The organism is Brevundimonas sp., from assembly GCF_046299535.1.
Taxonomy (GTDB): domain Bacteria; phylum Pseudomonadota; class Alphaproteobacteria; order Caulobacterales; family Caulobacteraceae; genus Brevundimonas.
Genome location: NZ_JBKBIB010000009.1, coordinates 109,270 through 131,843 on the forward strand (window position 1 = coordinate 109,270; position 22,574 = coordinate 131,843).

28 protein-coding genes, 2 tRNA genes and 1 other RNA gene are annotated in these 22,574 nt (G+C 68.1%); 7 read left to right on the top strand and 24 right to left on the bottom strand.

The features are described from left to right. Positions 1-3: 3 nt before the first annotated feature. The 9 genes from ACK4FB_RS09205 to miaA all read right to left on the bottom strand — a co-directional run bounded on the left by ACK4FB_RS09205 (position 4) and on the right by miaA (position 5,640). Positions 4-405 (bottom strand): GFA family protein, encoded by a 402-nt coding sequence (locus ACK4FB_RS09205; protein ID WP_409750937.1) that lies wholly within the window; start codon positions 403-405, stop codon positions 4-6. Positions 406-471: 66 nt separating this feature from the next. Further along, a complete protein-coding gene (locus ACK4FB_RS09210) occupies positions 472-1,215 on the bottom strand; it encodes a C13 family peptidase (RefSeq protein WP_409750940.1) in 744 nt (247 codons plus the stop codon). Between the two features lie 88 nt (positions 1,216-1,303). Next, positions 1,304-1,777, bottom strand: a complete 474-nt coding sequence (locus tag ACK4FB_RS09215; RefSeq protein WP_409750943.1) for an SspB family protein — start codon at positions 1,775-1,777, stop codon at positions 1,304-1,306. A gap of 92 nt (positions 1,778-1,869) precedes the next feature. After that, positions 1,870-2,235: a transfer-messenger RNA gene (ssrA, locus tag ACK4FB_RS09220) on the bottom strand. Positions 2,236-2,244: 9 nt separating this feature from the next. Beyond that, a complete protein-coding gene (locus ACK4FB_RS09225) occupies positions 2,245-3,219 on the bottom strand; it encodes a TraB/GumN family protein (protein WP_409750946.1) in 975 nt (324 codons plus the stop codon). Between the two features lie 74 nt (positions 3,220-3,293). Next, a complete protein-coding gene (locus ACK4FB_RS09230) occupies positions 3,294-3,710 on the bottom strand; it encodes a hypothetical protein (protein ID WP_409750949.1) in 417 nt (138 codons plus the stop codon). Continuing rightward, the gene (locus tag ACK4FB_RS09235) at positions 3,707-4,024 is read right to left on the bottom strand and encodes an autorepressor SdpR family transcription factor (protein WP_292106211.1); all 318 of its coding nucleotides are present in this window, start codon (positions 4,022-4,024) and stop codon (positions 3,707-3,709) included. Before ACK4FB_RS09235 ends, ACK4FB_RS09230 begins: the two co-directional genes overlap by 4 nt. Positions 4,025-4,280: 256 nt before the next feature. Beyond that, entirely contained in the window at positions 4,281-4,565 is a 285-nt protein-coding gene (locus tag ACK4FB_RS09240) for a hypothetical protein (RefSeq protein WP_409750952.1), read from the bottom strand. A 178-nt stretch (positions 4,566-4,743) separates the two neighbouring features. Continuing rightward, a complete protein-coding gene (gene miaA / locus ACK4FB_RS09245) occupies positions 4,744-5,640 on the bottom strand; it encodes a tRNA (adenosine(37)-N6)-dimethylallyltransferase MiaA (protein WP_409750955.1) in 897 nt (298 codons plus the stop codon). Positions 5,641-5,692: 52 nt separating this feature from the next. On the opposite strand from miaA, the gene ACK4FB_RS09250 reads away from it, so the two are divergent. Further along, on the top strand, positions 5,693-6,766 hold the full coding sequence (locus ACK4FB_RS09250; protein ID WP_409750958.1) for an Mrp/NBP35 family ATP-binding protein: 1,074 nt from the start codon (positions 5,693-5,695) through the stop codon (positions 6,764-6,766). Between the two features lies 1 nt (position 6,767). On the opposite strand, the gene ACK4FB_RS09255 is transcribed toward ACK4FB_RS09250, so the two are convergent. After that, the gene (locus ACK4FB_RS09255; RefSeq protein WP_409750961.1) at positions 6,768-7,280 is read right to left on the bottom strand and encodes a hypothetical protein; all 513 of its coding nucleotides are present in this window, start codon (positions 7,278-7,280) and stop codon (positions 6,768-6,770) included. Positions 7,281-7,490: 210 nt separating this feature from the next. Between ACK4FB_RS09255 and ACK4FB_RS09260 the strand changes: the two genes are divergently transcribed. Then, positions 7,491-7,796, top strand: coding sequence for a hypothetical protein (locus tag ACK4FB_RS09260; RefSeq protein WP_409750964.1), 306 nt, complete (start codon positions 7,491-7,493; stop codon positions 7,794-7,796). Between the two features lie 7 nt (positions 7,797-7,803). On the opposite strand, the gene ACK4FB_RS09265 is transcribed toward ACK4FB_RS09260, so the two are convergent. From ACK4FB_RS09265 to ACK4FB_RS09285, 5 genes are read right to left on the bottom strand one after another with little or no spacing between them, the layout of a single operon-like run. Next, the gene (locus tag ACK4FB_RS09265) at positions 7,804-8,181 is read right to left on the bottom strand and encodes a hypothetical protein (protein WP_409750967.1); all 378 of its coding nucleotides are present in this window, start codon (positions 8,179-8,181) and stop codon (positions 7,804-7,806) included. Between the two features lie 41 nt (positions 8,182-8,222). Then, the gene (locus ACK4FB_RS09270) at positions 8,223-8,732 is read right to left on the bottom strand and encodes a dihydrofolate reductase (RefSeq protein WP_409750970.1); all 510 of its coding nucleotides are present in this window, start codon (positions 8,730-8,732) and stop codon (positions 8,223-8,225) included. A gap of 1 nt (position 8,733) precedes the next feature. Further along, positions 8,734-9,036 carry a phosphoribosyl-ATP pyrophosphohydrolase gene (locus ACK4FB_RS09275; RefSeq protein ID WP_409750973.1) on the bottom strand — a complete coding sequence of 101 codons (303 nt, stop codon included), beginning with the start codon at positions 9,034-9,036 and terminating at the stop codon, positions 8,734-8,736. A 4-nt stretch (positions 9,037-9,040) separates the two neighbouring features. Continuing rightward, entirely contained in the window at positions 9,041-9,898 is an 858-nt protein-coding gene (locus ACK4FB_RS09280; RefSeq protein WP_409750976.1) for an alpha/beta hydrolase, read from the bottom strand. A gap of 25 nt (positions 9,899-9,923) precedes the next feature. Next, entirely contained in the window at positions 9,924-10,787 is an 864-nt protein-coding gene (locus ACK4FB_RS09285; protein ID WP_409750979.1) for a thymidylate synthase, read from the bottom strand. Positions 10,788-10,849: 62 nt separating this feature from the next. Here ACK4FB_RS09285 and ACK4FB_RS09290 point away from each other — a divergent pair, with 62 nt between their 5' ends. Further along, entirely contained in the window at positions 10,850-11,221 is a 372-nt protein-coding gene (locus tag ACK4FB_RS09290) for a hypothetical protein (protein ID WP_409750982.1), read from the top strand. A 572-nt stretch (positions 11,222-11,793) separates the two neighbouring features. Here the strand turns inward: ACK4FB_RS09290 and ACK4FB_RS09295 are convergent. Next, the gene (locus ACK4FB_RS09295; RefSeq protein WP_409750985.1) at positions 11,794-12,336 is read right to left on the bottom strand and encodes a DUF924 family protein; all 543 of its coding nucleotides are present in this window, start codon (positions 12,334-12,336) and stop codon (positions 11,794-11,796) included. Between ACK4FB_RS09295 and ilvC the strand changes: the two genes are divergently transcribed. Continuing rightward, positions 12,335-13,351, top strand: coding sequence for a ketol-acid reductoisomerase (gene ilvC / locus ACK4FB_RS09300; protein WP_409750988.1), 1,017 nt, complete (start codon positions 12,335-12,337; stop codon positions 13,349-13,351). The two genes, ACK4FB_RS09295 and ilvC, sit on opposite strands and share 2 nt — an antisense overlap. Before the next feature lie 60 nt (positions 13,352-13,411). On the opposite strand, the gene ACK4FB_RS09305 is transcribed toward ilvC, so the two are convergent. After that, positions 13,412-13,488 (bottom strand) — tRNA-Pro (locus tag ACK4FB_RS09305). Positions 13,489-13,644: 156 nt separating this feature from the next. Here ACK4FB_RS09305 and ACK4FB_RS09310 point away from each other — a divergent pair. From ACK4FB_RS09310 to crcB (ACK4FB_RS09320), 3 genes are all read left to right on the top strand, one after another. Next, positions 13,645-13,718, top strand: a tRNA-Gln gene (locus ACK4FB_RS09310). A 157-nt stretch (positions 13,719-13,875) separates the two neighbouring features. After that, positions 13,876-14,286, top strand: coding sequence for a fluoride efflux transporter CrcB (crcB, locus tag ACK4FB_RS09315; RefSeq protein WP_409750990.1), 411 nt, complete (start codon positions 13,876-13,878; stop codon positions 14,284-14,286). After that, positions 14,286-14,681, top strand: coding sequence for a fluoride efflux transporter CrcB (gene crcB / locus ACK4FB_RS09320; protein ID WP_409750992.1), 396 nt, complete (start codon positions 14,286-14,288; stop codon positions 14,679-14,681). Before crcB (ACK4FB_RS09315) ends, crcB (ACK4FB_RS09320) begins: the two co-directional genes overlap by 1 nt. Before the next feature lie 97 nt (positions 14,682-14,778). Here the strand turns inward: crcB (ACK4FB_RS09320) and ACK4FB_RS09325 are convergent, their stop codons facing one another. From ACK4FB_RS09325 to araD1, 7 genes are all read right to left on the bottom strand, one after another. Next, entirely contained in the window at positions 14,779-15,876 is a 1,098-nt protein-coding gene (locus ACK4FB_RS09325) for an aldose epimerase family protein (protein WP_409750994.1), read from the bottom strand. Positions 15,877-15,878: 2 nt separating this feature from the next. Continuing rightward, the gene (gene yjfF, locus ACK4FB_RS09330; RefSeq protein WP_409750996.1) at positions 15,879-16,868 is read right to left on the bottom strand and encodes a galactofuranose ABC transporter, permease protein YjfF; all 990 of its coding nucleotides are present in this window, start codon (positions 16,866-16,868) and stop codon (positions 15,879-15,881) included. After that, positions 16,865-17,872: an ABC transporter permease gene (locus ACK4FB_RS09335; RefSeq protein WP_409751119.1), complete on the bottom strand. Its 1,008-nt coding sequence runs from the start codon at positions 17,870-17,872 to the stop codon at positions 16,865-16,867. Before ACK4FB_RS09335 ends, yjfF begins: the two co-directional genes overlap by 4 nt. Positions 17,873-17,874: 2 nt before the next feature. Further along, positions 17,875-19,389, bottom strand: a complete 1,515-nt coding sequence (locus ACK4FB_RS09340; protein ID WP_409750998.1) for a sugar ABC transporter ATP-binding protein — start codon at positions 19,387-19,389, stop codon at positions 17,875-17,877. 3 nt (positions 19,390-19,392) lie between these two features. Further along, on the bottom strand, positions 19,393-20,358 hold the full coding sequence (locus tag ACK4FB_RS09345; RefSeq protein ID WP_409751000.1) for an ABC transporter substrate-binding protein: 966 nt from the start codon (positions 20,356-20,358) through the stop codon (positions 19,393-19,395). A gap of 116 nt (positions 20,359-20,474) precedes the next feature. Next, complete coding sequence (locus ACK4FB_RS09350; protein WP_409751003.1) at positions 20,475-21,422, bottom strand: Gfo/Idh/MocA family protein; 948 nt, start codon at positions 21,420-21,422, stop codon at positions 20,475-20,477. Continuing rightward, on the bottom strand, positions 21,419-22,414 hold the full coding sequence (gene araD1 / locus ACK4FB_RS09355) for an AraD1 family protein (RefSeq protein WP_409751005.1): 996 nt from the start codon (positions 22,412-22,414) through the stop codon (positions 21,419-21,421). Before araD1 ends, ACK4FB_RS09350 begins: the two co-directional genes overlap by 4 nt. Between the last annotated feature and the right edge of the window lie 160 nt (positions 22,415-22,574).

Sequence of the window (22,574 nt, forward strand, 5' to 3'; positions counted from 1 at the left end):
GTGTCAGCCTCCCGGATATCGTTCGAACGCTGGAAGCTCCTCCAGATGCCCCATCCAGCCGATCCGCTCGGCCGTCTGGATCTGGGCACCCAGCGGAATGGAGTCCGGATTGTCGAGGGTTGCGCTCTGCACGTCGATCATGCCGGGGAACACGACGTCATTGGTGTAGAACAGGCTGCTCCCGCAGGCGCCGCAGAACAGCCGTCGGCCGTGCTCCGATGAGGCGTAGGTGACAGGGTCGCCGGTTATCGTCACCTGATCCATCGCCGCCATGGCCCAGGCCACCGCCGGCGCGCCGCTGGCCCGGCGGCAGTCGGTGCAGTGACACAGCGTATGGTGCGCCACCTGCGCCGGCATCTCGTAGCGTACCGCGCCGCAATGGCATCCACCGCTTGGCATCGTCATCACTCCCCTCATACGCTGTTCCCCATACGTTCGCATAGGCCTTGTCGTCAGGCCAGCGAAATCCGGTCAATCCGGCGACCGCTGGAACCGCAGCGTGGGCATCAGCAACTGCATGGTCGCGCCGATGAAGACCTGAGGCTCGGACGGCGGCGTCAGGCCCTCGGCCCGTTCACGCTCGGCGACGCACCGTTGGGTCTCGCCGGCCAGGGCGATGAAGTCCGTGGCCGCGTCCAGCGACTGGATCACGCACCCGTCAAAATAGGGATAGTCCGAGTCCTCGCTGCAGCCGAAAGACGCCCGATCTGCGCGCGCCGCCGTGATCACCATGCGATTCGGCCGCGACAGCGCCCCCATGAAGCTGCCCGAATAGCATGCAGACACCACCACGACCGTAGGCCGATGCCCGCACCAGCTGCCGATCAGGGCGTTCATCGGTCCGGGCTCCAGCTGTCCACCCGGTCCGAACACGATCTCGCCGGGCGCGCCGTGGGAGGTGAAATAGACGAGGCAGCCGCCGCTTCCCCGCCGTGCGACCGTCGTCGCGCCCTCGATCGCGGTGCGGACGCTGACGCCGCCGTCGGGACGCAGCGAATAGGCCGCCGTCAGCTCAGGATCGAAGCCGGCTTGCTCAAAGGCCGCGGTCAGGTCCCGCAGGGCGTTGTCGAAGGCCTGGATCGGCCGTCCGCGGCTGTCGGTCCAGTCCCCCGCGATGATCACGGCGGACCAGTCGTCGAAATCGCCCGACTCCGCCCTTGCTCCGGGCGTGGTCAGCGCCAGGGCGCAGAGCAAGATCGAAAGACAGCGAAACACCCGCATCCCATCCCTCCAGCGTCATTACCCTAGCGACGGCGGCGGCGATGAAAAGAGGAACAATCGGGCAGCGCCGGGCGGCGTGCGTCTATTTCTTGCGGAACTGGTCCAGCGACACGACCTTGGGGCCGTCATCCACGGGCGGCGCGGCTGTTACCGGCTTTTCCTCCGGCTCCGGCTCGGTGGGCGTCTCCGGCGCCTCGAACTGCAGCAGGAACTGCACGCTGGGATCATAGAAGCGCACCACGGCGGTCCACGGCGTCACAAGCTTCTTGGGCTGGCCGCCGAACTTCAGCAGCACCGAAAAGCCCTCGTCGTCGATGGTCAGGTCCCAGTACTGGTGCTGCATCACCACGGTGATCTCGTCCGGGTACTTCTCGGACACGTCGGGGGGGACGGACACGCCCTTCGCCCGGGTCTTGAAGGTGATGTAGAAATGGTGCTCGCCGGGCAGGCCTTCGGGCATGGCGGCCCGCTCAAGCGCGGCGCGCACGACACCCCTCAGGGCGTTCTGGGCCATGGCTTCATAGCCCATCTCGTCGCGCACCGGCGTCTCGGCCATGTCGTCTCCGCAAAACCCGAAAGGGTCAGCGTGACCCCCGTGGCGGAGTGATAGCGGCGGCGGAGGCGCGGCGAAAGTTCAATTCAGGGTAAAGTGGGAGGCTTCTGTTGCCAGGCGCCTCCCGGGCCCCGCCTGAGGATCTGAACCCTCAGGACTTAGGTCGGAAATACCGGAACCGCATTACGCGGCGACGGCGTATTCCTCAGCGAAGTTATCGTTCGCATTTAGATAAAGGCCCGATACGGTGGGCCAGGACGAGCGAAAGCAATCTTCTTTACACGTCCGTCGATGCTAGTCGGCCCCATGCTGCCTCCGCCGATAACGCGGGGAGAAAGATGGTGGAGCCGCCGGGAATCGCACCCGGGTCCGGTCCGCTTATTACAAGCGCGTTTATCGCTATAGTCCGGGCGAACCCGGACGGAACCAATATAGGCGATCGGGGGCGGGGTTCCAAGAGGGCGTGCGTCCTAGGGCGCGACCACAACGTCCAAACCGCGCGAACGCAGGATGGCCGGCACGCTGTCGTCGCCAATCAGATGCAGCACCCCGACCGCGATGAAGGCTGTGCCTGATCCCTCCAGCAGGGTCTCGATCCTGTCCGTCCACCGGAGATTCCGCTCAACAAGAACGGTCTGGTAAATCAGCTCACTCTCAAGACGCATGGGTGTGACGGCGAGGGCTTGGATCGCTTCCACGTCGCCGGTCGCCCAGGCCTCCACCAGCTGGTCCGGGACCGTCAGGGCGTTGTCGAACTCGGCCAGTGTGCGGCGCAGGAATGTCAATTGGCCCGCGTCGGGAAAGCCCGCCAGCATCCGGATCTGGTCTTCTGGCGTCTCGAGGCCCGCGATCGGTATGCCCGCAGCTTCGGCGCGGGCGCGCAGGATCAGGTCCGCCCCGGATCCGGGATCATAGCCGGCCCGAACGAGGCTGGAGGCCGACAGGGTCACGCTGGCCAGCCAGGGGCGCAGGCCGTCCAGGGCTGCGGCGCTGGCGCCGATGGTTCTCGCCGCCGAATCCAGGGTGGCCAGTTCCTCCGCCGTGAGCAGGCTGGATAGCGGCGTGTCCGGCGCCAGGCCGTGCCGCTGGATCAGCGGGAGAAGGGCGGCCTGATCGTTCGGATCGGCGACTTCCAGCACCAGCAGGTCGGCGCTGTCGAAAGCCGCGGTTACGCGAGGCGATTCCCATGCCGTCGTCGGGCGCAGGAAATGCACGGTTCCGAACAGGTAGACGGTGGAATCCGCGTCGCGCACGACCCAGAGGGCGGGGTTTGGGGCCGCCGCCTGAACGGGCGATGGGGCTTCCCGGGGCGCGGGCGTCTGGGCCCGGGCCGCCCCGGCGGGCCATTGAAACAGGCCGATGGTCAGGGTCGCGGCCACCGCCAGTCGGCAGGCGGCGGACATGCGGGTGCGCGCACGGCTTTCGCCGCGATGTTGATGCGTCATGGGAATGATCCTGTGGGTGAGGTTCAGGCGGCGGGGCGCCGCCGAGAGGGCCGTCTGTCAGCGACGGCGGCGGCTCAGGAGCCTTTGGCCGCTTCGGACGCCGGTGCGCCCAGGTTGCGGCAAGCCCAGATGGCGTAACCGATGGCGATGGCGAGGCTGGACCCCACCAGGATCATGGCGGCGGTCACGGCGAAGTCGACAGGGGCGAAGGCCCAGAGTCCGGCATGGGCCAGCCCGGCAAGGGTCAAGGACCAGCCGCCGATCCGGCGGGCCGTCTGCATCCGGGCCTCGGCCTCGCGAGACATCCGCTGGGGACCGATCCGCTTGGGCGCGACATTGGCGAAGCCGGCCAGCATCAGGCCGATCATCACCTGGACGGCCCGCTGGGCCATGTCGTCGCCGACCAGACCGACGCTCTCTGCGTATTTCAGGCCAGCGGCCGCGATGAGAAAACCGGCGGCGAGCAAGATGGAGGGAAGAAGGCGTTTCATGATCCTGTTCCTTGTTCAGGCGTGGTTCGATCCGCCTTGGCGGGATCAGCGTCCGGACCGATGCCCAGCGCCTGGGCGAAGCCCAGCAGGGCGTCCTCCAGCACCGACAGCTTGATCCGGTAGGTGATGGTCGTGCCCTGTTTGCTGGCGTCGATCAGGTCGGCCTCCTTCAGCACGTTGAAGTGGGCCGACATGGTGGGCTTTGACACCGGGAAGTGTTCGCACAGCTCCCCGGCGGTCATGGGGTGGACGCGCAGCAGCTCCAGCACCTTGCGGCGCGTCGGGTCTGCGAGGGCTTTGAAGACTGAGCTCATGAATCGATAATTAGCTAATCATCAAAATATGTCAACCGCCGAAATCAGGCCCGCCGCCGCGCGTCTTGCGCATGCCCGACGAGGCCCCGGGCGGTTATGCCCACGGAGGTGACACAGCCCCGCGGGGAGGCGCCTCTCAGGAAACGGGGCTGCGCGCGCTGTGGAGCGAAGCCCTGACCGTCAGGTCAGGGCGAGTATGACTGGATCAAGCTGAGCGAAAACGAGGCGTGGAAGGCTGCCCGAACCCCTGGCCGACTTAACCCGGCGTGCCGGGAAGCTCCTGGGGGGCGCCGCGATCAGTTTCGCGCAGGGTTTCCCGCGACTGGTCGCGAATGGCGTCCCATTGCGCCCGTGTCATGCACACGCGCTGCGGGCGATTGCTGCCGACCACGTGCTCCCGGCGGCAGATCATCCGATCAGCGTCTTCCTGGCGTTCGGAGCGCTCTTCGGCCGAGTTGCCCCGGGGGTTTGCCGTATCCGGGCTCGGCGCGGGCTGGGCGAAGGCTGCGAGGGTGAGGGAAACCAGGGCGGCGGTCAGCATGAAATACTCCGGGAACACGGTCGCTGGATCGCTGACCAAGGTTGAGTAAGCGATGTTCACATAAGGGAAGGTTTCGTCCCTTGGCAAGCACAACCATTTCGACGCCGTCCAATGGGGGAGGCCGTTGTCGGGGACGGGCTTGAGCGTGCCCCAATCCGCCCTTGCGCCCCACGCCTGATCAGGCAGGCGGGAGCACCCTGCGCCAGTCCGGCGTCTGGTTCCGGAACCAGGTCAGCTGCCGCTTGGCGTAGTTGCGGGTGGCCTGGCGCATGATGTCCAGCGCGTCGTCCATGGACAGTTCCCCCCGCAGATGCGCGCCCAGTTCACGCACCCCCACCGCCTTCATGATCGGCAGGCCGTGGGGCAGGTCCCGCGCCATCAGGGCGCGGACCTCCTCCAGCGCCCCGTTGGCCATCATCACCGAAACCCGCGTGTCGCAGGCCGCATAGAGCGTCTTGCGGTCCGGCTCCACCACCAGGGCCTCATAGGCGCCGGGCGCCAGCACGGGCCGGGTCTCGGCGCGCAGGGCCGACAGGGGGCGCCCCGCCACCTGCGCCACCGCCAGCGCCCGCACCAGCCTTTGCCGGTCGCCCGCCTCGATGGCGGCTTCGGAAGGGGCGTCCACCTCGGCCAGCGCCCGCCGGAACGCCGCCTCGCCCTCGGCGGCGAAGCGGGCGTCCAGCGCCGCGCGCACCTCGGGCGGCACCGGCGGCACGTCGGCCAGCCCCCGCGTCAGGGCGTTGAAATAAAGCCCCGTGCCGCCCACGACGATCACCGGCCGCCCGCCGGCGCCGTCGTCGTTCAACAGCGCCTCCGCCGCCCGCAACCACTTGCCAACCGACCAGGCCTCGGCCGCATCGGCCACGCCGTACAGCCGGTGCTCGGCCTGCGCTTCCTCGTCCGGCCCCGGCCTGGCGGTCAGCACGCGCAGGTCGGCGTACAACTGCTGGCTGTCGGCGTTGATGATCACGGCCCCCGTCTCACGCGCCAGGTCCAGCGCCAGGCGCGACTTGCCCGAGGCTGTGGCGCCCCCGATCAGGGTGACGGGGGAGATCGGCGCTTGGTTCCGGGCCATGACACCCGATATGACGACGCACGCCCTGTAAGCAACCCGCCGGAGAGACTCCTTGCCCGACCGCGCCGCCGTCATCGCCGCCCTGGACGCCGTCACCGACCCCAAGAGCGGGCAGGGGCTGATGGCCGCCGGGCTGGTGCAGGGGCTGGTGGTGGCCGAAGACCGGGCCGGTTTCGCGCTGGAGGTCCCCGCCGGCGACACGGCGCTGTACGCTCCCGTCCGCGACGCGGCCGAGGCGGCGCTCAAGGCCATCCCCGGCATGGCCCGCGTCTCCGTGGTCCTGACCGCCGAGGCCGTGGCGGCGCCCGCGCCCCGCCGCCGCACCGCCAGCCTGTCGCCCCAGGCCGCCGATCAGGGCCGCGCCAGGGCCCCGGTCCCCACCGACCGGCCCGCCCATGTGCGCCGCGTGCTGGCGGTGGCCAGCGGCAAGGGCGGGGTGGGCAAGTCCACCGTGTCGGTGAATCTGGCCTGCGCCCTCGCCGCGCGGGGCCTGCGCACGGGCCTGCTGGACGCCGACGTCTACGGCCCCTCCGCCCCCACCATGCTGGGGATCTCCGGCAAGCCCGCCTATGAGGACGGCGCCATGGTCCCGCACGAGGCCTGGGGCCTGAAGGCCATGTCCGTGGGCCTGCTGATGGCGGCGGACGACGCCATGATCTGGCGCGGCCCCATGGCCAGCCAGGCCATCACCCAGATGCTGACCCAGACCCGCTGGGGCACGGAGGATCAGCCGCTGGACGTGCTGGTGGTCGACCTGCCGCCCGGCACCGGCGACGTCCAGCTGACCCTGATCCAGAAGACGCCCCTGGACGGCGCCGTCATCGTCTCCACGCCGCAGGAAGTGGCGCTGGCTGACGCCCGCCGCGCGAAAACCCTGTTCGACCGGGTCAATGTCCCCACCCTCGGCCTGATCGAGAACATGTCCGGCGATGTCTTCGGCCGCGGCGGCGCCGAGGCCGAGGCCGACCGGCTGGGCGTGCCCTTCCTCGGCGACATTCCCCTGGACGCGGCCGTGCGCGAGTCCGGCGACGCGGGCCGCCCGCTGGTCGCGGCCGAGCCCGATGGCCTCGCCGCCCGCCGCTTCGCCGTCGTCGCGGCGCGGGTCGCGGACGTTCTCGGCGTCTAGCTCACAGCTTTCCGAACGCCACGCCCTTCCAGCCCCAGCCCGCCTCGGCCACGGCGGCCTTCAGCGGTCCCTTGATCTCGCCGGTGTTGAATTTGTAGCTGTAGACCTCGCCCCACGAGCCGTCCTCGCGGAAGGCGTAAACGCGCTCGAAGCTCATTTCCCATTGCTGCCCCCGGAACGCCGATCCCGCCAGCGACAGCTCGGGCGTCCCCGCCCGCCACTCCACCGACCACGCCTGATCGCTGGAGCGGACCACGCCCGCTGCCTCATCGAACCTGATCAGCATCTTGAAAACCCGCCGGGTCCCGGCCCTGGCGAAGATTTCGTACCATTCGGCGTCGACGATCCGCCACTCGGCCACCAGATCGACCCCCTCCGGCCCGCCGTCGCGGACCGTCCAGGGCGCGGTGTCCCGATTCAGCCCCAGCAACCGTTTGCGCAGGGCCGCCGCCGGCTCGCGCGCCACGCCCGGAGGCGCCGCCCGGCTGCCGGTCAGCCAGTTGAAAGCACCCATCTCAGCTTCCCCGCCCCATGGCCTGTAATCGGGCCTGTAATCGGGCCTGTAATCGGGCCCGCCGAACAGTGACACATCTGCGTCTCCAGCCTCTGGCCTTTTTTCCGCCGCTTCCTATCTGGACTCAGGCGTCGCCTGTTTCGTTCACGGATCGTTGTTCGTTCTGGAGCGATACTGGCCTGTCAGGGGGACCGGATAATGGATCCGAAAGTGATTGAATGGCTGGCGAACCGGCCCCGTCTGGGGATCGCGACGCTGTTCCTGTGGCGCGCGACATGGATCATGGCGCTGCTCGGCACGCTGGGTTTGCTGGGCGCGGCTCTGGCGCTGGGCGTGTTCGGGGTGGGCGGTCATGACGTGGCCGACCGCGTCTCCATCGGCGCCCTGCTGGCTTTCATGGCCCTCATGATGTTCGCCATCGGCTCCCTTGCGCGCCTGTCGGCCGCACAGCTGAAAGCCGTGCTCGGCGCGCGCGGAGGCCTCTGCGCGCGAAGGCTGCGCCGCTGCCCGTCCTGACCCGAGGTCAGTCCAGGGAGTCGAACCCGCGAAGCACCAGCGCCCCGTCGGCGTCCAGCCAGACCCGCGCCGTCCGGACTTCCAGCAGCCTGTGCATCCGGTAGCCGGTGAAGCCCCCCGGCGGCGGGACGTAGTCGGGGGTCTCGCACGGCAGGGTCAGGGAGAGCGTGTCGCCGGTCTGGCGGTCGCCCCGCTCGACCCCGGTGATCACCGCCTCGATCCGGCAGGCGCCCTGGCTGACGTTTTCCGCCAGGCCTTCCGACGACTGGACCTGAATGACCAGCACATGGGCCGCCTCGGCCCGTTCCTGCTCATAGACATGGGGCGGCAGGTCCGCCGCCGCTGGGGTGGCGATCAGAAGCAGGGGTAGGATCCACCGGCGCATTCAGGCCTTCCTGAGGAATGAAACGCCGTTATATGACGGCCTCAGCGCCGTTCCAGCAAGCGGAAAGCAAAGCCGTGATCGTCCGCCTCGCCCGCCTCGTGCTGCTCTGACGCTGCCTCGATCCAGGCGCTCTCGTCAAAGGCGGGGAACAGCACCTCGCCCTCGGGCTCCGCGTCCACCTCGGTGATGTACAGCCGTTTCGCGCGGGGCAGGGCCAGTTCGAACAGGGCTGCGCCGCCGATCACGCAGATCTCCTCCGCGCCTTCCTCCTCGGCCTGTTCGGCGGCGATCTCGACCGCCTCGAAGAAGCTCTCGCACGCGACCGCCCCCGCAGCCTCGAACGAGGAGTCCCGCGTCAGCACCAGATTCAGCCGGCCGGGCAGGGGGCGCAGCGGCAGGCTGTCCCACGTCTTGCGCCCCATGATGCACGGCTTGCCCATGGTGATCTGCTTGAACCGTTTCAGGTCGGAGCGCAGACGCCACGGCAGGTCGCCGTTCCGCCCGATCACGCCGTTCCGGGCGCGCGCCACAACAATGGACAGGGGAATCATCTCAGGCCGCGTCCTGTTCCAGCCATTTCAGCCACTTGCGCCGCATGGCGTCCTCGATGTCGATGCCCGCCCGGTCGCAATAGATCAGCAGCATGCCCAGCACGTCCGCCGCCTCGTCGGCCAGCGCCGCCGGATCGCCCGCGCCCCGCGCCCGCGAGGACAGCCGCAGATGCTCGGCGGTCAGCTCGCCCAGCTCCTCCTGCATCTTCAGCAGCGCCCAGTCACGGTCCCGCTCGATGCCGTGTTCCCGGGCGTAGATGTCGGAGATGCGCAGGACGGATGCAGACAATTCCTCGAGTGTCATGACTTCAACGTCGTTCCACCGTGACGCCGGATGCGGCCAGCGCGTCAAGCTGCGCCTGCGCTTCGGCATCGTTCAGGGCGTGGGCGTCGAGGAAGGCCTGCGTCGCCCGCAGGATCACGGCGAATGCGGCGTCGTCCGCTGCGGCCACCAGATCGTGTTCCGCGCCCTCGAAAACCATCAGGATCTTGTCGCCGGCGGGGCTGAGGTCAAAGGGCGCGCGATGGTCCCGCCAGTCGGTCACATAACCCGGCACCACATCGCGATCACCGGTGATCATCAGAAACGGCGCGGTCAGGGTCGCATAGGTATCTGGCGTCACCACGCCGGGCAGGCTTCCCGCCGACGAAAAGGCGATCACGCCCTGAACCGCCGGATCGCCCATGGGCCCCGCCGCCGTCACGGCCCCGGCCTGGATCGCCGACATCAGCGACCCGAATGAATGGCCCGCCACGATCAAGGGTTTTTCGGGATGGGCCTGACCGGCCATGGCGCGCGCCACCGCCAGATCCATAAGCCGGGTCGAGAAGGCCGCGACATTGTCATAGTCCCCATGGTCGGGGTGCTGGAGGGAATCCACATGCAGCGGCGCGATCACCGTGAAGCCGTGCCCGGCCCAAGCCGCCAGCAGCCGCTGATAGGCCGCGGGCGCGCCGTTGAAGCCGTGGCTGAACACCACCACGCCCCGTTCGTCCGTCGCGGTCCAGACGCTGATCGAAATCGAACGTCCGTCTGGCGCGGGGATTTGCATGACGTCCGGCGTGATCTCGGCCGGAGCGGCCGCCTGTGCGGGCTGCTGCGCCATCGCCGGAGCGACCGGCGCGGTCAGGATCACAAGAGCGGCCAGAACAGAGCGAATGGACATGAAGCTCTCCAGGGTGGGGCGGCGTCTAGACCGCCACCGCCGCCTTGATGTGCGGCCACGGGTCATAGCCCTCAAGCACGAAATCCTCCCGCCCGAAGGCGAACAGGTCGTCCCGGGGCGTGATCGTCATGGTCGGCAGGGGGCGCGGATCGCGGGTCAGCTGCAGCTTCGCCTGATCCAGATGGTTCAGATACAGGTGCGCATCGCCGAAGGTGTGCACGAACTCGCCGGGCTTCAGCCCCGTCACCTGCGCCATCATCAGCGTCATCAGGGCGTAGGAGGCGATGTTGAACGGCACCCCCAGAAACACGTCGGCGGACCGCTGGTACAGCTGGCAGCTCAGCTTGCCGTCGGCGACAAAGAACTGGAACAGACAGTGACAGGGCGGCAGGGCCATGTCGTCCACGTCCGCCGGGTTCCAGGCGGTGACGATGTGGCGTCGGCTGTTGGGGTTGGTCTTCAGGCTCTCGACCACGCGGGTGATCTGGTCGATGACCCGCCCGTCCGGCGCGGACCAGGACCGCCACTGCTTGCCATAGACCGGGCCCAGCTCGCCCTGCGCATCCGCCCATTCGTCCCAGATGCTGACCCCGTTGTCCTTCAGCCAGGCGATGTTGGTCTCGCCGCGCAGGAACCACAGCAGCTCCACCATGATCGAGCGCAGATGCAGCTTCTTGGTGGTCAGAAGCGGAAAGCCCTTCGACAGATCGAACCGCATCTGACGGCCGAACACGCCCAGCGTGCCGGTGCCCGTGCGGTCGCCCCGCTCCACGCCGTTTTGCAGAATGTCCTGCAACAGGCCAAGATACTGGAACTCGGGATGGTCGGCGGGCGCCGGCGTCGCGCCGGTGCGGGCTTCAGGGTCAGCGATGGCGGCCAGGGCGTTCATGACGCCATACAGAACCGATTCGCGGTGTGGGGGGTTAGCCTCCTGTACCCTTGATGCACAACATGACGGAGGCGCTTGTGGACGCTTTGGAAACCCTGGCCGCGAACATCAATCTGGTGTCGATCGTCGCCCTGACGGCTGTGTTCCTGATCGGCTACCTCATGGGCCGATCCCACACTCGCAAGGATCCCCAGCGCATCGGCAACCGTCGACGCCGCAACATCCGCGCCGACAACACGGTGGAACGGGCCCGCCGTTATGAGCGCGGCGGCGTGGCCGTGGACGAGGCCGACCTGCCCGGCGCCGCCAAGCACCACGTCCGACAGGGGGCTCGCAACGAGGCCGCCGACGCCGTGCGCGCCGCCAATCCGGGCATGAGCCTCTTCGCCGCCCGCCGCGCCGTGGACCGCTGGGCTGCCGAAAACGGCCTCTGACACCGGCTAATCCCCGCATTTCAGCGGGTCAATGCCGCTTGGGACAAGGGATTTCGATCCAGCAACCGCCTCTTTGCGCCGCCGCTCCCGGGGCGGCTCTAGACTCTCTCCCAAGGCCGGGTTCGAGCTTGGAAAGGAGGCGCCCCATACATACGCTCATCCCAGCGAAGGCTGGGGATCCAGGTCATAAGGCCAGGTTTCGGACACTTGGCCGCTGCAAACGCCAACCCCCGCGCCCGCCTCTGTACCCCAGCCTTCGCTGGGGTGAGCGGGTGAGAAGGGAACGTTGCACTCCAATTGCACTGTTTTTCGCCGCGGGAGTCTAAGGCACCTTGTCATCCCGGAAGCGCCGCAGGCGCTATCCGGGACGGGACGGAGAGATACTGCCAAGGCCCGGACGGCGCAGCCCGACGATCCGGGCCAAGGGTTCACCCTGTCGCCCGGCCTAGCCTCACGGTTGTCCGGGCGGCAGCATCAAGGACACGCCGTCCCGGCTCTCCGCTTCGCTCCGGCCGGGATGACAAGGCAGAATTGCACTCCCGTTGCACTGTTTTTCGCGCCCGGAGTCTCACTCAGCTCCCGAACCCGCCGTCGTCCAGAAAGGCCTGCTCCTCGGGTGTGGTGGTCCGTCCAAGTTCCGGATTTCTATGGGGAAAACGCCCGAACTTCACGATGATGTCCCGATGGATTTTGCCCCACTTCTCGGATTCGGCGTCCCCGGCCGCCAGCGCCATGTAGCGGTCCTGATCCTCCAGCCGCTCCGAGTGCTGGAACGGCAACAGGAGGAAGTTGCGCAGGGGGAACTCGAACGCCTCGTGGTGGCCGCGCTCAACCGCCTGTTCCGCGAACATCAGGCCCAGCGGGTCGGTGGCGAACGAGTGGGCCGTGCCCCGGAAGCTGTTGCGCGGGAACTGGTCCAGCAGAATCAGCAGGGCCAGGGCGCCCTCGGGCGTCTCCATCCAGTCGTCCAGCGCGCGCCGGGCGGCGGCCACATGGGCGTCATGGAAGCGGCGGCGGAACTCGGCGTCGAAGGCGTCGTCCTTGGCGAACCACTTTTCGGGACCGGCTTCTTTCCAGAAGGCGACGACGGCGGAAGGGGTTATGTCTGTGCTCATGACTGAACACCTAAGCACGCCTTTGCCCGTTTTCCATGACCGCGACTGCGACCTGTCGATCATCCGCGCCCGCAAGGTGGCCGTGATCGGCTACGGCAGCCAGGGCCGCACCCACGCCCTGAACCTGCGCGACTCCGGCGTCGCCGACATCCGCGTGGCGCTGAAGCCCGGCTCCGCCACCCGGGCGAAGGCCGAGGCCGACGGCTTTCAGGTGGTCACGGCGTCCGAGGCCGCGGCGTGGGCCGAGGTGCTGGCGATCATGGTCTCCGACGAAGCCCACCGCGACCTGTGGGCCGACGAGCTGGCGCCCCATGTGCGGCCGGGGACCGCCCTGGTGTTCGCCCACGGCCTGTCGGTGCGATTCGGCCTGATCCAGCCGCCGCCGGACGTGGACGTGATTCTGGCCTCGCCCAAGGGCATCGGGCCGCGCATTCGCGAGATCTACGAACAGGGCGACGGGGTCTTCTGCCTGTTCGCCGTGCATCAGGACGCCACAGGGCAGGCGAGGGGGCTGGGCCTGTCCTACGCCGCGGCGCTGGGCTGCGGCCGCAAGGGCATCCTCGAGACCACCATGAAGGACGAGTGCGAAAGCGACCTGTTCGGCGAACAGGTGGTCCTGTGCGGCGGCGTGGGCGAGCTGATCGACCAGGCCTTCATGAAGCTGGTGGACGCCGGCTATCCGCCCGAGGTGGCGTGGTTCGAGTGCTTCTACGAGGTCAAGCTGGTCACCGACCTGATGTTCGAGCGGGGCATCGCCGGGGCCTTCGCCCGTATCTCCAACACCGCCGAGTACGGGGCCTATCTGACCGGCCCCCGCGTCATCAACGACGCCTCGCGCAAGGCCATGGACGATGTTCTCTCCGAAGTCCGCGAGGGCGCCTTCGTCCGCCGCCTCATGGCCGACTACGACGCCGGATCGCCCGAGCTTCTCGCCCGCCGCAAGGCCCTGGGCCAACGCCCCATCGAGGCCGTCGGCGCCCACCTGAACGCCGTGGCGGCGCGGGCGAAAGACTGAAGGGAACATCTCGCCCTCAACCAGCGAGGCGCCGCGCGCCGGGCGGTAGGGCAAGGATAATGGTCGGAGTGGCAGGATTCGAACCTGCGACCCCCGCGTCCCGAACGCGGTGCTCTACCAGACTGAGCCACACTCCGACTTGAGGACGCGGCTTATAACCACGGGCCCCGGCGCCCGCAAGCGCCGTTCTTCGCCGCTGCGAAAAAGCCTTCAAAAGCGGTGTTGCATCCGAAAACGCCTTGGCGTATTCGACCGCCTCCCCGGCGTTCCCCGCTGGGCCGCGCCGATCCTGCTGGGGAATGGTGTAATGGTAACACTACGGTTTTTGGTACCGTCATTCTAGGTTCGAGTCCTAGTTCCCCAGCCATTCTCTCATAACGGTTTCAGCGCTTTCGCCTCCCTTCGCCTCAAGCTCCTCATCGTGGCGGCCGTCCTCAGGACCAGGTCTTGCTTTCGGCTTCGCGAGTCCAGATGACTGGTCTGAAGGGGACTGTCCCGGGCGCCTGGCTCTTTCGCGATCGTACATGACCCTCACACTGATACAGATCCTCGTCATCGCGGTCGGCGGGGCCATCGGCGGGGTGGCGCGGTTCGGGGTCTCCGGGATCATCGCGCGCCGTTTCGGGGAAGACTTTCCCTGGGGCACGCTGGTGGTGAATGTCTCCGGCGCCGCCCTGATCGGCGTTCTGGCCGGCGTTCTGCTCGCTCCCGAAACCCATGTCGCGAACCATGGCCCGGTCTGGTCCGGGCTCGTCATAGGCATTCTGGGTAGCTACACGACCGTTTCATCCTTCTCCCTGCAGACCCTGACGCTCCTGCGCACCAACAAGCCCTGGCTGGCTGGGGGCAATGTGATCGGGTCTCTTGCGCTCTGCGTGGCCTCTGCGGCGCTCGGCTATGCCTGGACGCTTCGCTTTCTGGAGGGGACAGGGTGATGGAATCTGTGAAGATCCATGGCGCCGTGGCGCTCGGCAGCGCTCTGGGAGCCGTCGCCCGATTTCTATGTTCCGTCGGGCTTCTGACCTTTCCTGGATACGGCCTTCCCCTGGGCACCCTTGCCGTCAATTTCGCAGGCTCTTTCCTCATCGGTCTCTATGCAACCCTGACCGGGCCAGGCGGACGGCTGACCGCAGGCCCGGCGGCGAAACACTTCATGATCACCGGATTTTGCGGGGGTTTCACGACGTTTTCGATCTTCAGCCTTGAGACCGTATTCTTCATTGAGGACGGGGCCTATCATCTGGCTGCGTTCAATGTCTGCGCTTCGGTCGTGCTGTGGATGGTTGCTGTATGGCTGGGCTGGCGCGCAGGCGCGCGGCTGAACCGTTGAAACGGAAGTGCTCGTCGGGAGCATGCGCCCGCGGCTTCGGAGACGGGACTTTCACTCGCCTGTCGGTCGCGCGAATGAGCGATCTGCGCACCGGGCGTCACTCCGGCCCGGTTCGGGAGGTGACGTCCTGATTGTCCGAGGAGAACCGCCAGATGGTGTGGTGGCGGTAGGTTTGGCCCGGATCAAGGCGTGAGGACGGGAAACCAGGCTGGTTCGGCGCGTCGGGAAAATTCTGGGACTCCAGGCAAAGACCCTGGCCCTGCCCGTAGGCGGCGCCGTCCCGACCGATCAGGGCTCCGGTCAGGAAGTTGCCTGAATAGAACTGCAGTCCGGGCTCTGTGGTCAGCAACACCATGCTTCGGCCGGAGGAAGGATCCACAAGCCGTGCGGCGAAGGTGGGCGTGTCGGTCCGCCCGTCGTCGAGGACGAAATTGTGATCATAGCCGCGGCCGATGCGGATTTGCGGATCATGAGCGTCCCGCACACGGTCGCCGATGCGTCGGGCGGTGCGGAAGTCGAAGGGCGTGTCGTCCACGGGGCGGATCTCGCCCGTGGGGATCAGGCCCTCGTCCACCGGCGTATAGGCGGAGGCGGCCAGGGTCAGGGTGTGATCCATTACGTCCCGGTCGCCGTCCGCCCCGGCCAGGTTGAAATAGCCGTGGGGTGCAAGCGACACTACGGTCGACGCATCGGTGACCGCCTCCAGGATCAGGTCCAGTTGGTCGACGCCCGGATCCAGCCGATAGGTGGCGGTGATGGTCAGTTCGCCGGGAAAACCCTGGTCTCCGTCGGGGCTGACATGGCGCAGCACCACCTGATGCTGGTCCGCCGACCGAATGCGCCAGACGACCTTGTCCAGTCCTAGAACGCCCCCGTGCAGGGCGTTGGCGCCTTCATTGGCGGTGATGTGGAAGGGGCGGCCGTCCAGGGAGAAGGCGGCGCCGCCGATGCGATTGGCGTAGCGCCCGACGCAGGCGCCCATGAAGTGGGGCTGGCGCACATAGGGCTCCAGCGTCTCGTGGCCCAGCAGCACATGGCCGAGGCGGCCCTCGCGGTCGGGAACCTGAACGCCCTGCAGGGACGCGCCCAGGGTGATGACGTCCACCTGCATGCCCCCGGCGTTGCGCAGGGTGACTCGCTCCACGACCTCCCCGTCCGGGGTGACGCCGAACCGGGTCCTGTCCGCATCGGGCATCGTCATCTCCTTGCGCCCGACCACGCCAGCGCGCGCAGCCGGTTCAGCCAGCGGCTGTCGCCGGCCGCGCGCAGCACGAGGAACAGCAGGATCATCAGGCCGATGACGATCTTGGCCCACCAGCTGGTCAGCGAGCCCTCGAAGGTGATGTAGGTCAGGATCAGGCCCTGAATCATCACGCCGAAGAACGAGCCGATCATGCCGCCCGAGCCGCCGGTCAGCAGGGCGCCGCCGATGACCACCGCGGCGATGGCCTCAAGCTCGACGCCCACCCCGGACAGGGCGTAGCCCGCCCCCGTGTAGATGGAGAACACCACCCCCGCCAGCGCCGCCATGAAGCCGGAGAAGGCGTAGATCAGGATGGTGACCCTGCCCACCGGCGCGCCCATCAGCAGGGCCGCGCGCGCGTCGCCGCCGACGGCGTAGACCTGCGATCCGAAAGGGGTCCGGTGAAGCAGCAGGCCGCCGAGGACCACCGCCGCGATCATGATGAGGGCGATCAGGGTCAGGCCCCCGCCGCCGGGCAGCGGCAGGCTCCATGACGCCAACTGGGCGTAGAGAGGATGCTGCACCGGAACGGATTCCTGCGACAGCACCAGCGCCGCGCCCCGGGCCAGAAACATGGCCGTCAGGGTGACGATGAAGGGCGGCGCCTCCAGATAATGGATCGCCGCGCCGACAAGAGCGCCGAAGCCTGCGCCCAGGGTCAGGGCCACGGCGAAGGCGGCCACGGGGTGCAGGCCCCAGTCGCCGATGGCGATGGCGATCAGCAGGGACGAAAACGCCATGACCGCGCCCACAGACAGGTCGATCCCGCCAGCCACGATCACCATGGTCATGCCCACGGCCAGGATGCCCAGATAGGCGCTGTCGGTCAGCAGGTTCCCGGCCACGCGCGGGGTGGCCATGTACGGAAACTGCAGGGCGAAGACGGCGTACATCAGCACGAACAGGCCGATGGTCACCAGCGTCGGGGCGCGAAGGCCGATCATGGGGCGGTCTCCGGGCGAGAGGGGATCAGGCGGCGCCAGGCCCGTCCGCCCGCGGGCGACTGCAGCGCCAGGATGATGGCGATCAGCAACGCCATGACGATCAGGTTGTACTCCGCCGGCAGGCCCGAGCGCAGGATCGCCAGCTTCAGGCCCTGAAGGGTCCACACGCCCAGCAACGCCAGCGACAGCCCCAGACGCCCGCCATACAGGGACGCCCCGCCGATCACCGCCGCAAGAATGGCGTCCAGCTCCAGCCAGAGGCCGGCGTTGTTGGCGTCCGCCCCGCGAATGTCGCCGGCCACGATCAGTCCGGCCAGGGCGGCCATCAGGCCCGAGGCCACATAGACGCAGATCAGCACCATGCGACTGTTGACGCCCGACAGGCGGCTGGCGGCGGGATTGACGCCGATGGCCTCGATGAACAGGCCCAGCGCCGTGCGACGGGTCAGGACGACGAGAGCCACGGCGGCGGCCAGGGTGATCCAGACGGGAATGGGCAGGCCCAGCCAGGCGCCGCTGCCGATGGCCGCCAGTCCCGGATCGTTGAAGGTCAGGATGCGGCCGTCGGTGATCAGCTGGGCGATCCCGCGCCCGGCCACCATCAGGATCAGGGTGGCGACGATGGGCTGGATGCCGATCATCGCCACCAGCACGCCGTTCCACAGGCCGCACGCCAGTCCGGCGCCCAACGCCGCCGCTACGGCGACTGGCCACGGCGCCCCGCCATTGACCAGCACCGCGGCCACCGCGCCCGCGATGGCCATGACCGCGCCCACCGACAGGTCGATGCCCCGCGTGGCGATGACCATAGCCATGCCCAGCGCCAGAAGGGCCACCGGCGCGGCGCGGTTCAGCAGGTTGATGGGACTGCCGTACAGCCGCCCGTCGGACCAGGTGAGATCGAGAAATCCGGGGGCGATCACCACGTTCAAAGCCAGCACCAGCGCCAGGGCGGCCAGTTGCGGCCGGGCCGTCATCAGCCAGCGGGTGGTGTCCTTCAGCATACTCACGCGGCGTCCGCGTCTGCGATGGCGCCGAGGATGCGGTCGGGGTCGATCTGGTCGTGGGGCAGGACCCGGACCTGACGCCGGTCGCGCATGACCGAGACGGTCTGGGACAGGGCGGTCAGCTCCTCGATCTCGGACGAGATCAGATAGACGGCCATGCCGTTGGCCCGCATCTCGTCCACCAGCTTGAGGATCTCGGCGTGGGCGCCGATGTCGACCCCCTGCGTCGGCTCATCCAGCAGGAACAGGACAGGCTCGGTGGCCAGCCAGCGGGCGATCAGGGCCTTCTGCTGATTGCCGCCCGACAGCTGTTCGATGGGCCTCTCCGCATCCGGCGTGCGGATGTCGAGCAGGCGGATGAAACGGTCGGCGATCTCGTTCTGGCGCGCGCGGGGGATGGGCCTGAGCCACCCCTGACGGGCCTGAAGCGCCAGAATGATGTTCTCGCGCACGCTGAGGGCGCCGACGATGCCGTCGGCCTTGCGGCTTTCGGGTAGCATGGCGAACCGCCGCGCCAGGGCTTGACGTGGGGCGCTCATCCGCACCGCTTCGCCGTCGATTTCCAGCGCGCCCGTGTCCGCCATCAGGGCGCCGAACATCAGCAGCGCGGTCTCGGTGCGGCCCGATCCCAGAAGGCCGGCGGCGCCCACCACCTGACCAGCGCGGAACTCCAGATCGAACGGCTCGACCACCCCTTTCAGGCCCATCCCCCGGGCGCGGGCGATCACCGGCGCCTGCGGGTCGGGCGGCGGCGAGATCCGGGGCGCGTCATCGAAGGCCCGGCCCAGCAGCAGCTCCACCAGCTCGCGACGCTCCAGCCCGGCGATGGCGCGCTCGCCCACCATGGCGCCGTTGCGCAGGACGGTCAGCCGGTCGCCGACCTCGAACACCTGATCCAGAAAGTGGGTGATGAAGATGATGCCGACGCCTTGCTTCGCCAGTCTGCGCATGACGCGGAACAGGGCCTGCACCTCGGCCTTGTCGAGACTGGCCGTGGGCTCGTCGAGGATCAGAACCTTCGCTCCCAGATCCACCGCCCGGGCGATGGCGGTCAGCTGGCGCACGGCGAGGGAATAGACCGACAGGGGCCGCGACACGTCGATGTCCAGACCGAAGGGCTTCAGCAATTCGGCGGCGCGCCGGTTCATCTCTCCGCGCCGCACCAGACCGAACCGGGTCGGCTGGCGGCCGAAGAAGATGTTCTCGGCCACGCTGAGGTTCACCGGGGCGGGCGCTTCCTGATGCACGGCGGCGATCCCCAGCCGCTCGCTTTCGGCCGGGGCGTGGGGATCGACCTCCTGTCCGTTCAGGAACAGGGCGCCGCCGTCACGCCGCAGCACCCCCGTGATGACCTTGATCAGGGTGGACTTGCCCGCGCCGTTCTCGCCCAGCAGGGCGTGAATCTCGCCGGGCCGAAGGGTGAAGTCCACGCCGTCCAGGGCGCGGACGCCGGGGAATATCTTGTCCACACCCCGCGCCTGCAGCAGGGGCGGGGCGCCAGGGGCGTGCGCCATGGATCAGTACCGGTCGCGGCGCTGTGCGTATTCGGCCTCGGCCGTATCCGCCAGATAGAGCGGCGACTCCGTGCGCACCCACTTTTGCGGCTGGGTTCCGTCTTCCAGATATGCCTGAAGCAGGTCGAAGGCGGGGCCCGCCATGTTCGGGGTCAGCTCGACTGTGGCGTTGGCCTGACCCTCGGCCATGGCGCGGAAAATGTCCGGCACCCCGTCTATGGAGATCGTCAGGATGTCTTCGCCGGGGCGCAGGCCCGCCTCGGTCATGGCCTGGATGGCTCCGATCATCATGTCGTCGTTGTGGGCATAGACCGCGCAGATGTTCGGACCGCCCACCGAGCGGATCAGGCTCTCCATCACCTCCTTGGCCCGCGAGCGGGTGAAGTCCCCGGACTGGCTGCGCAGGATGGTCAGGTTTGGGGTGTTCGCGACGATTTCGGCGAAGCCCGCTCGCCGGTCATTGGCTACGCTGGCGCCCACCGTGCCCTGAAGCTCGATGACGCCGCATCGCCGGTCGCCCGCCGCCCCGGCCAGCCACCGGCCCGCCACGCGGCCCTCCTCGACGGCGTCGGAGGCGACGGCGGCCAGATAGAGATCCTCGTCCGCAGTATCGATGCGGCGGTCCAGCAGGACCACGGGGATGTTGGCCTGACGCGCCTCGGCCAGCACCGCGTCCCAGCCGGTCTCCACCACCGGAGCAAGCAGGATGGCGTCGACACCCTGGGCGATGAAGGTGCGGATGGCGCGGATCTGGTTCTCCTGACGCTGCTGGGCGTCGGAGACGCGCAGGTCGATGCCGCGCTCCTCTGCCTGTTCGCGGGCCACCCTGGTCTCCGCCGCGCGCCAGCCGGATTCCGATCCGATCTGGGAGAAGCCGACCACCATGCGGTCGTTATCCTGACCCTGGCCGCATCCAGCCATGACGGCGCAGGCGAGGGCGGCGACGCCCAGTTTGAGCAAGGACTTCATGGCGTTTCTCTCCTCGGGCGCCGACTGAGCCGGTCATATGTCAGGGAGCACCATCGAATAGTCAGACATTTACCGCAAGCCTCCCGCTCGCGGTAAATGACATCGTGCAGCTCGATTCAGAAACGGAAGGCCGCGGCGCCAATCCGTTCGCCCAGCATGAAGGCGTCCGCCACGTGGCTGAGCGGCGTCAGGTCCACATCGCTGCGCCCTGCCGCGATCAGATCAGCGAAGCGGTCGTAGAGCGCCGCATATTCACCCCCCAGCACGCCGTCGTGGGCAGGCCCGGGCTGCCCTTCGCCGTCGATGAACAGGTCCGCCCCGCCGTTGGTCAGGGTCAGGACGCCGCCGTCGGTCTCGACCCGGATGGACCAGGTCTGGTCGCCGGTCTGCAGGAAGTCGAACACGGCCGTCACCGGCGCTCCGTCCACGGTTTCGAAAGCCAGATCCGCCAGGATGGGCGTCTGGCGGTTCTCCGGAACATGCACACGGGCTGTCCTGAGGAGGAAGGCGACGGGAAGGATGCGGGTGACGATGGACAGGGCGTTGATCCCCGGATCGAACACGCCCAGTCCGCCCGGCTCGAAGATCCAGTCCTGTCCCGGATGCCAGACCCGCACGTCCTCGCGCCATTCGATGTGGACGCCCCGGATGGTCTTGTCGACCAGCCACGCCCGGGCCGGCTCGACCCCTGCAGCGTGGCGGGAGTGCCAGGTGGCGAACAGGGTCAGCCGCGCCTTTTCCGCCTGTTCCGCCAGGGCGCGCACCTCGGACAGGGTGGCCCCGGGCGGCTTCTCGAGCATCACGTGCCGTCCGGCCTCCAGGGCCAGCCGGGCGTCTGCGAAACGGGGGGCGGGCGGCGTGCAAAGGGACACGGCCTGTATGTCAGGCACGGCCTCCAGCAATTCTCCCAGCCCGGAGCGTGTCGGAACGCCTTCGAGATCACCGTGTCGGTTGGCTGCGCCGGCCAGATTGAAGCGCGGGCTGGCGGCGATGGCGGGCAGATGCTGGCTGCGGGCGATAACGCCGACCCCCACAAGGCCCAGCTGAATGGGCTCGATGGTCACAGGGTGCGCACCGTCACCGGCGCGTGGGCTTCGACCGCAAGCGGATTGCGTACCGGCGTCAGGAACGGCGCCGCCTCGACCTCGAATACATCGCCCGGCCGGGTCTCGATCCCGTCGCTGAACGAGAGAGTGGCCGTCCCCATGAAGTGGACGTGCACGTCGCCCGGCCGGCGAAACTGGGCGTATTTGAAGTGGTGGTGCTCCAGATTGGCGATGCTGTGGCACATGTTGGCCTCGCCGCTCAGGAACGGTTTCTCCCAAAGTACGGCGTCGTCACGGTGGATACGCACCGTTCCCCGCACGTCGGCGGGCGGCTCCCCCAGCAGGATTTCGGCGCCCAGCGAGCAGGCGCGCAGCTTGGAATGGGCCAGATAGAGATAGTTCTGGCGCTCGGTCACATGGTCCGAGAACTCGTTGCCAAGGGCGAAGCCGAGCCGGAAAGGCGTTCCGTCCGGGCCGATAACGTAGATTCCCGCCAGTTCCGGCTCCTCGCCGCCGTCCAGGGCGAAGGCCGGGGAGGTCAGGGGCGCGCCGGGCGCGGAAATGACGCCGCCGTCCCCCTTGTAGAACCACTCCGGCTGGACGCCGGTCTGGCCGGGCCCGGGTTTGCCGCCTTCCAGACCCAGCTTGAACATCTTCATGGAATCCGTCAGCGCCGAGGCGTCGTTCAGATCCCGATGCATCTTGTCGCGACCTTCCGCCGAGCCCAGGTGCGTCAGGCCGGTACCGGTGACCAGCAGGTGCGCAGGGTCAGGATGATCGATGGGCGCGCGGACCCGACCCCCGGCCAGGGCGGCGTGCACGTCCACGGCTTCAGCCATTCCGGCGGCCTGAATCGCCTCACCCAGACTTGAACCGGCCGCGATGGCGGACAGGGCAAGGTCATAGGTGCTCACGTGGCCGTCGACCCGACGGGCCCGGCCGTCGTCCGTCATGACCGCCAGCAGACGATTACCGGCGGGGTCATCCAGTTGCAGCAGTCTGAGCGGCATGGCGTTCCTTGGGGAGGGAGGTTCGGCCAGGATATTTACTCATACAAATTGCACGGACATCAAGCGCGAAGGTGGGGATGCGGTTCTGCCTGCAGGCGTCCGACCTGAGCGAATCGGTGCGTGGCGCGTTCCCCTGTCCGCAAGAACCACAGAGGACGTG

Excerpts from the sequence above, each read along its gene's own strand:
- ACK4FB_RS09205 (WP_409750937.1), bottom strand. The coding sequence starts at position 405 with ATGACGATGCCAAGCGGTGGATGCCATTGCGGCGCGGTACGCTACGAG.
- ACK4FB_RS09215 (WP_409750943.1), bottom strand. The coding sequence starts at position 1,777 with ATGGCCGAGACGCCGGTGCGCGACGAGATGGGCTATGAAGCCATGGCC.
- ACK4FB_RS09225 (WP_409750946.1), bottom strand. The coding sequence starts at position 3,219 with ATGACGCATCAACATCGCGGCGAAAGCCGTGCGCGCACCCGCATGTCC.
- ACK4FB_RS09230 (WP_409750949.1), bottom strand. The coding sequence starts at position 3,710 with ATGAAACGCCTTCTTCCCTCCATCTTGCTCGCCGCCGGTTTTCTCATC.
- ACK4FB_RS09235 (WP_292106211.1), bottom strand. The coding sequence starts at position 4,024 with ATGAGCTCAGTCTTCAAAGCCCTCGCAGACCCGACGCGCCGCAAGGTG.
- ACK4FB_RS09240 (WP_409750952.1), bottom strand. The coding sequence starts at position 4,565 with ATGCTGACCGCCGCCCTGGTTTCCCTCACCCTCGCAGCCTTCGCCCAG.
- miaA (WP_409750955.1), bottom strand. The coding sequence starts at position 5,640 with ATGGCCCGGAACCAAGCGCCGATCTCCCCCGTCACCCTGATCGGGGGC.
- ACK4FB_RS09255 (WP_409750961.1), bottom strand. The coding sequence starts at position 7,280 with ATGGGTGCTTTCAACTGGCTGACCGGCAGCCGGGCGGCGCCTCCGGGC.
- ACK4FB_RS09265 (WP_409750967.1), bottom strand. The coding sequence starts at position 8,181 with ATGCGCCGGTGGATCCTACCCCTGCTTCTGATCGCCACCCCAGCGGCG.
- ACK4FB_RS09270 (WP_409750970.1), bottom strand. The coding sequence starts at position 8,732 with ATGATTCCCCTGTCCATTGTTGTGGCGCGCGCCCGGAACGGCGTGATC.
- ACK4FB_RS09275 (WP_409750973.1), bottom strand. The coding sequence starts at position 9,036 with ATGACACTCGAGGAATTGTCTGCATCCGTCCTGCGCATCTCCGACATC.
- ACK4FB_RS09280 (WP_409750976.1), bottom strand. The coding sequence starts at position 9,898 with ATGTCCATTCGCTCTGTTCTGGCCGCTCTTGTGATCCTGACCGCGCCG.
- ACK4FB_RS09285 (WP_409750979.1), bottom strand. The coding sequence starts at position 10,787 with ATGAACGCCCTGGCCGCCATCGCTGACCCTGAAGCCCGCACCGGCGCG.
- ACK4FB_RS09290 (WP_409750982.1), top strand. The coding sequence starts at position 10,850 with ATGACGGAGGCGCTTGTGGACGCTTTGGAAACCCTGGCCGCGAACATC.
- ilvC (WP_409750988.1), top strand. The coding sequence starts at position 12,335 with ATGACTGAACACCTAAGCACGCCTTTGCCCGTTTTCCATGACCGCGAC.
- ACK4FB_RS09295 (WP_409750985.1), bottom strand. The coding sequence starts at position 12,336 with ATGAGCACAGACATAACCCCTTCCGCCGTCGTCGCCTTCTGGAAAGAA.
- crcB (WP_409750990.1), top strand. The coding sequence starts at position 13,876 with ATGACCCTCACACTGATACAGATCCTCGTCATCGCGGTCGGCGGGGCC.
- crcB (WP_409750992.1), top strand. The coding sequence starts at position 14,286 with ATGGAATCTGTGAAGATCCATGGCGCCGTGGCGCTCGGCAGCGCTCTG.
- ACK4FB_RS09325 (WP_409750994.1), bottom strand. The coding sequence starts at position 15,876 with ATGCCCGATGCGGACAGGACCCGGTTCGGCGTCACCCCGGACGGGGAG.
- yjfF (WP_409750996.1), bottom strand. The coding sequence starts at position 16,868 with ATGATCGGCCTTCGCGCCCCGACGCTGGTGACCATCGGCCTGTTCGTG.
- ACK4FB_RS09335 (WP_409751119.1), bottom strand. The coding sequence starts at position 17,872 with ATGCTGAAGGACACCACCCGCTGGCTGATGACGGCCCGGCCGCAACTG.
- ACK4FB_RS09340 (WP_409750998.1), bottom strand. The coding sequence starts at position 19,389 with ATGGCGCACGCCCCTGGCGCCCCGCCCCTGCTGCAGGCGCGGGGTGTG.
- ACK4FB_RS09345 (WP_409751000.1), bottom strand. The coding sequence starts at position 20,358 with ATGAAGTCCTTGCTCAAACTGGGCGTCGCCGCCCTCGCCTGCGCCGTC.
- araD1 (WP_409751005.1), bottom strand. The coding sequence starts at position 22,414 with ATGCCGCTCAGACTGCTGCAACTGGATGACCCCGCCGGTAATCGTCTG.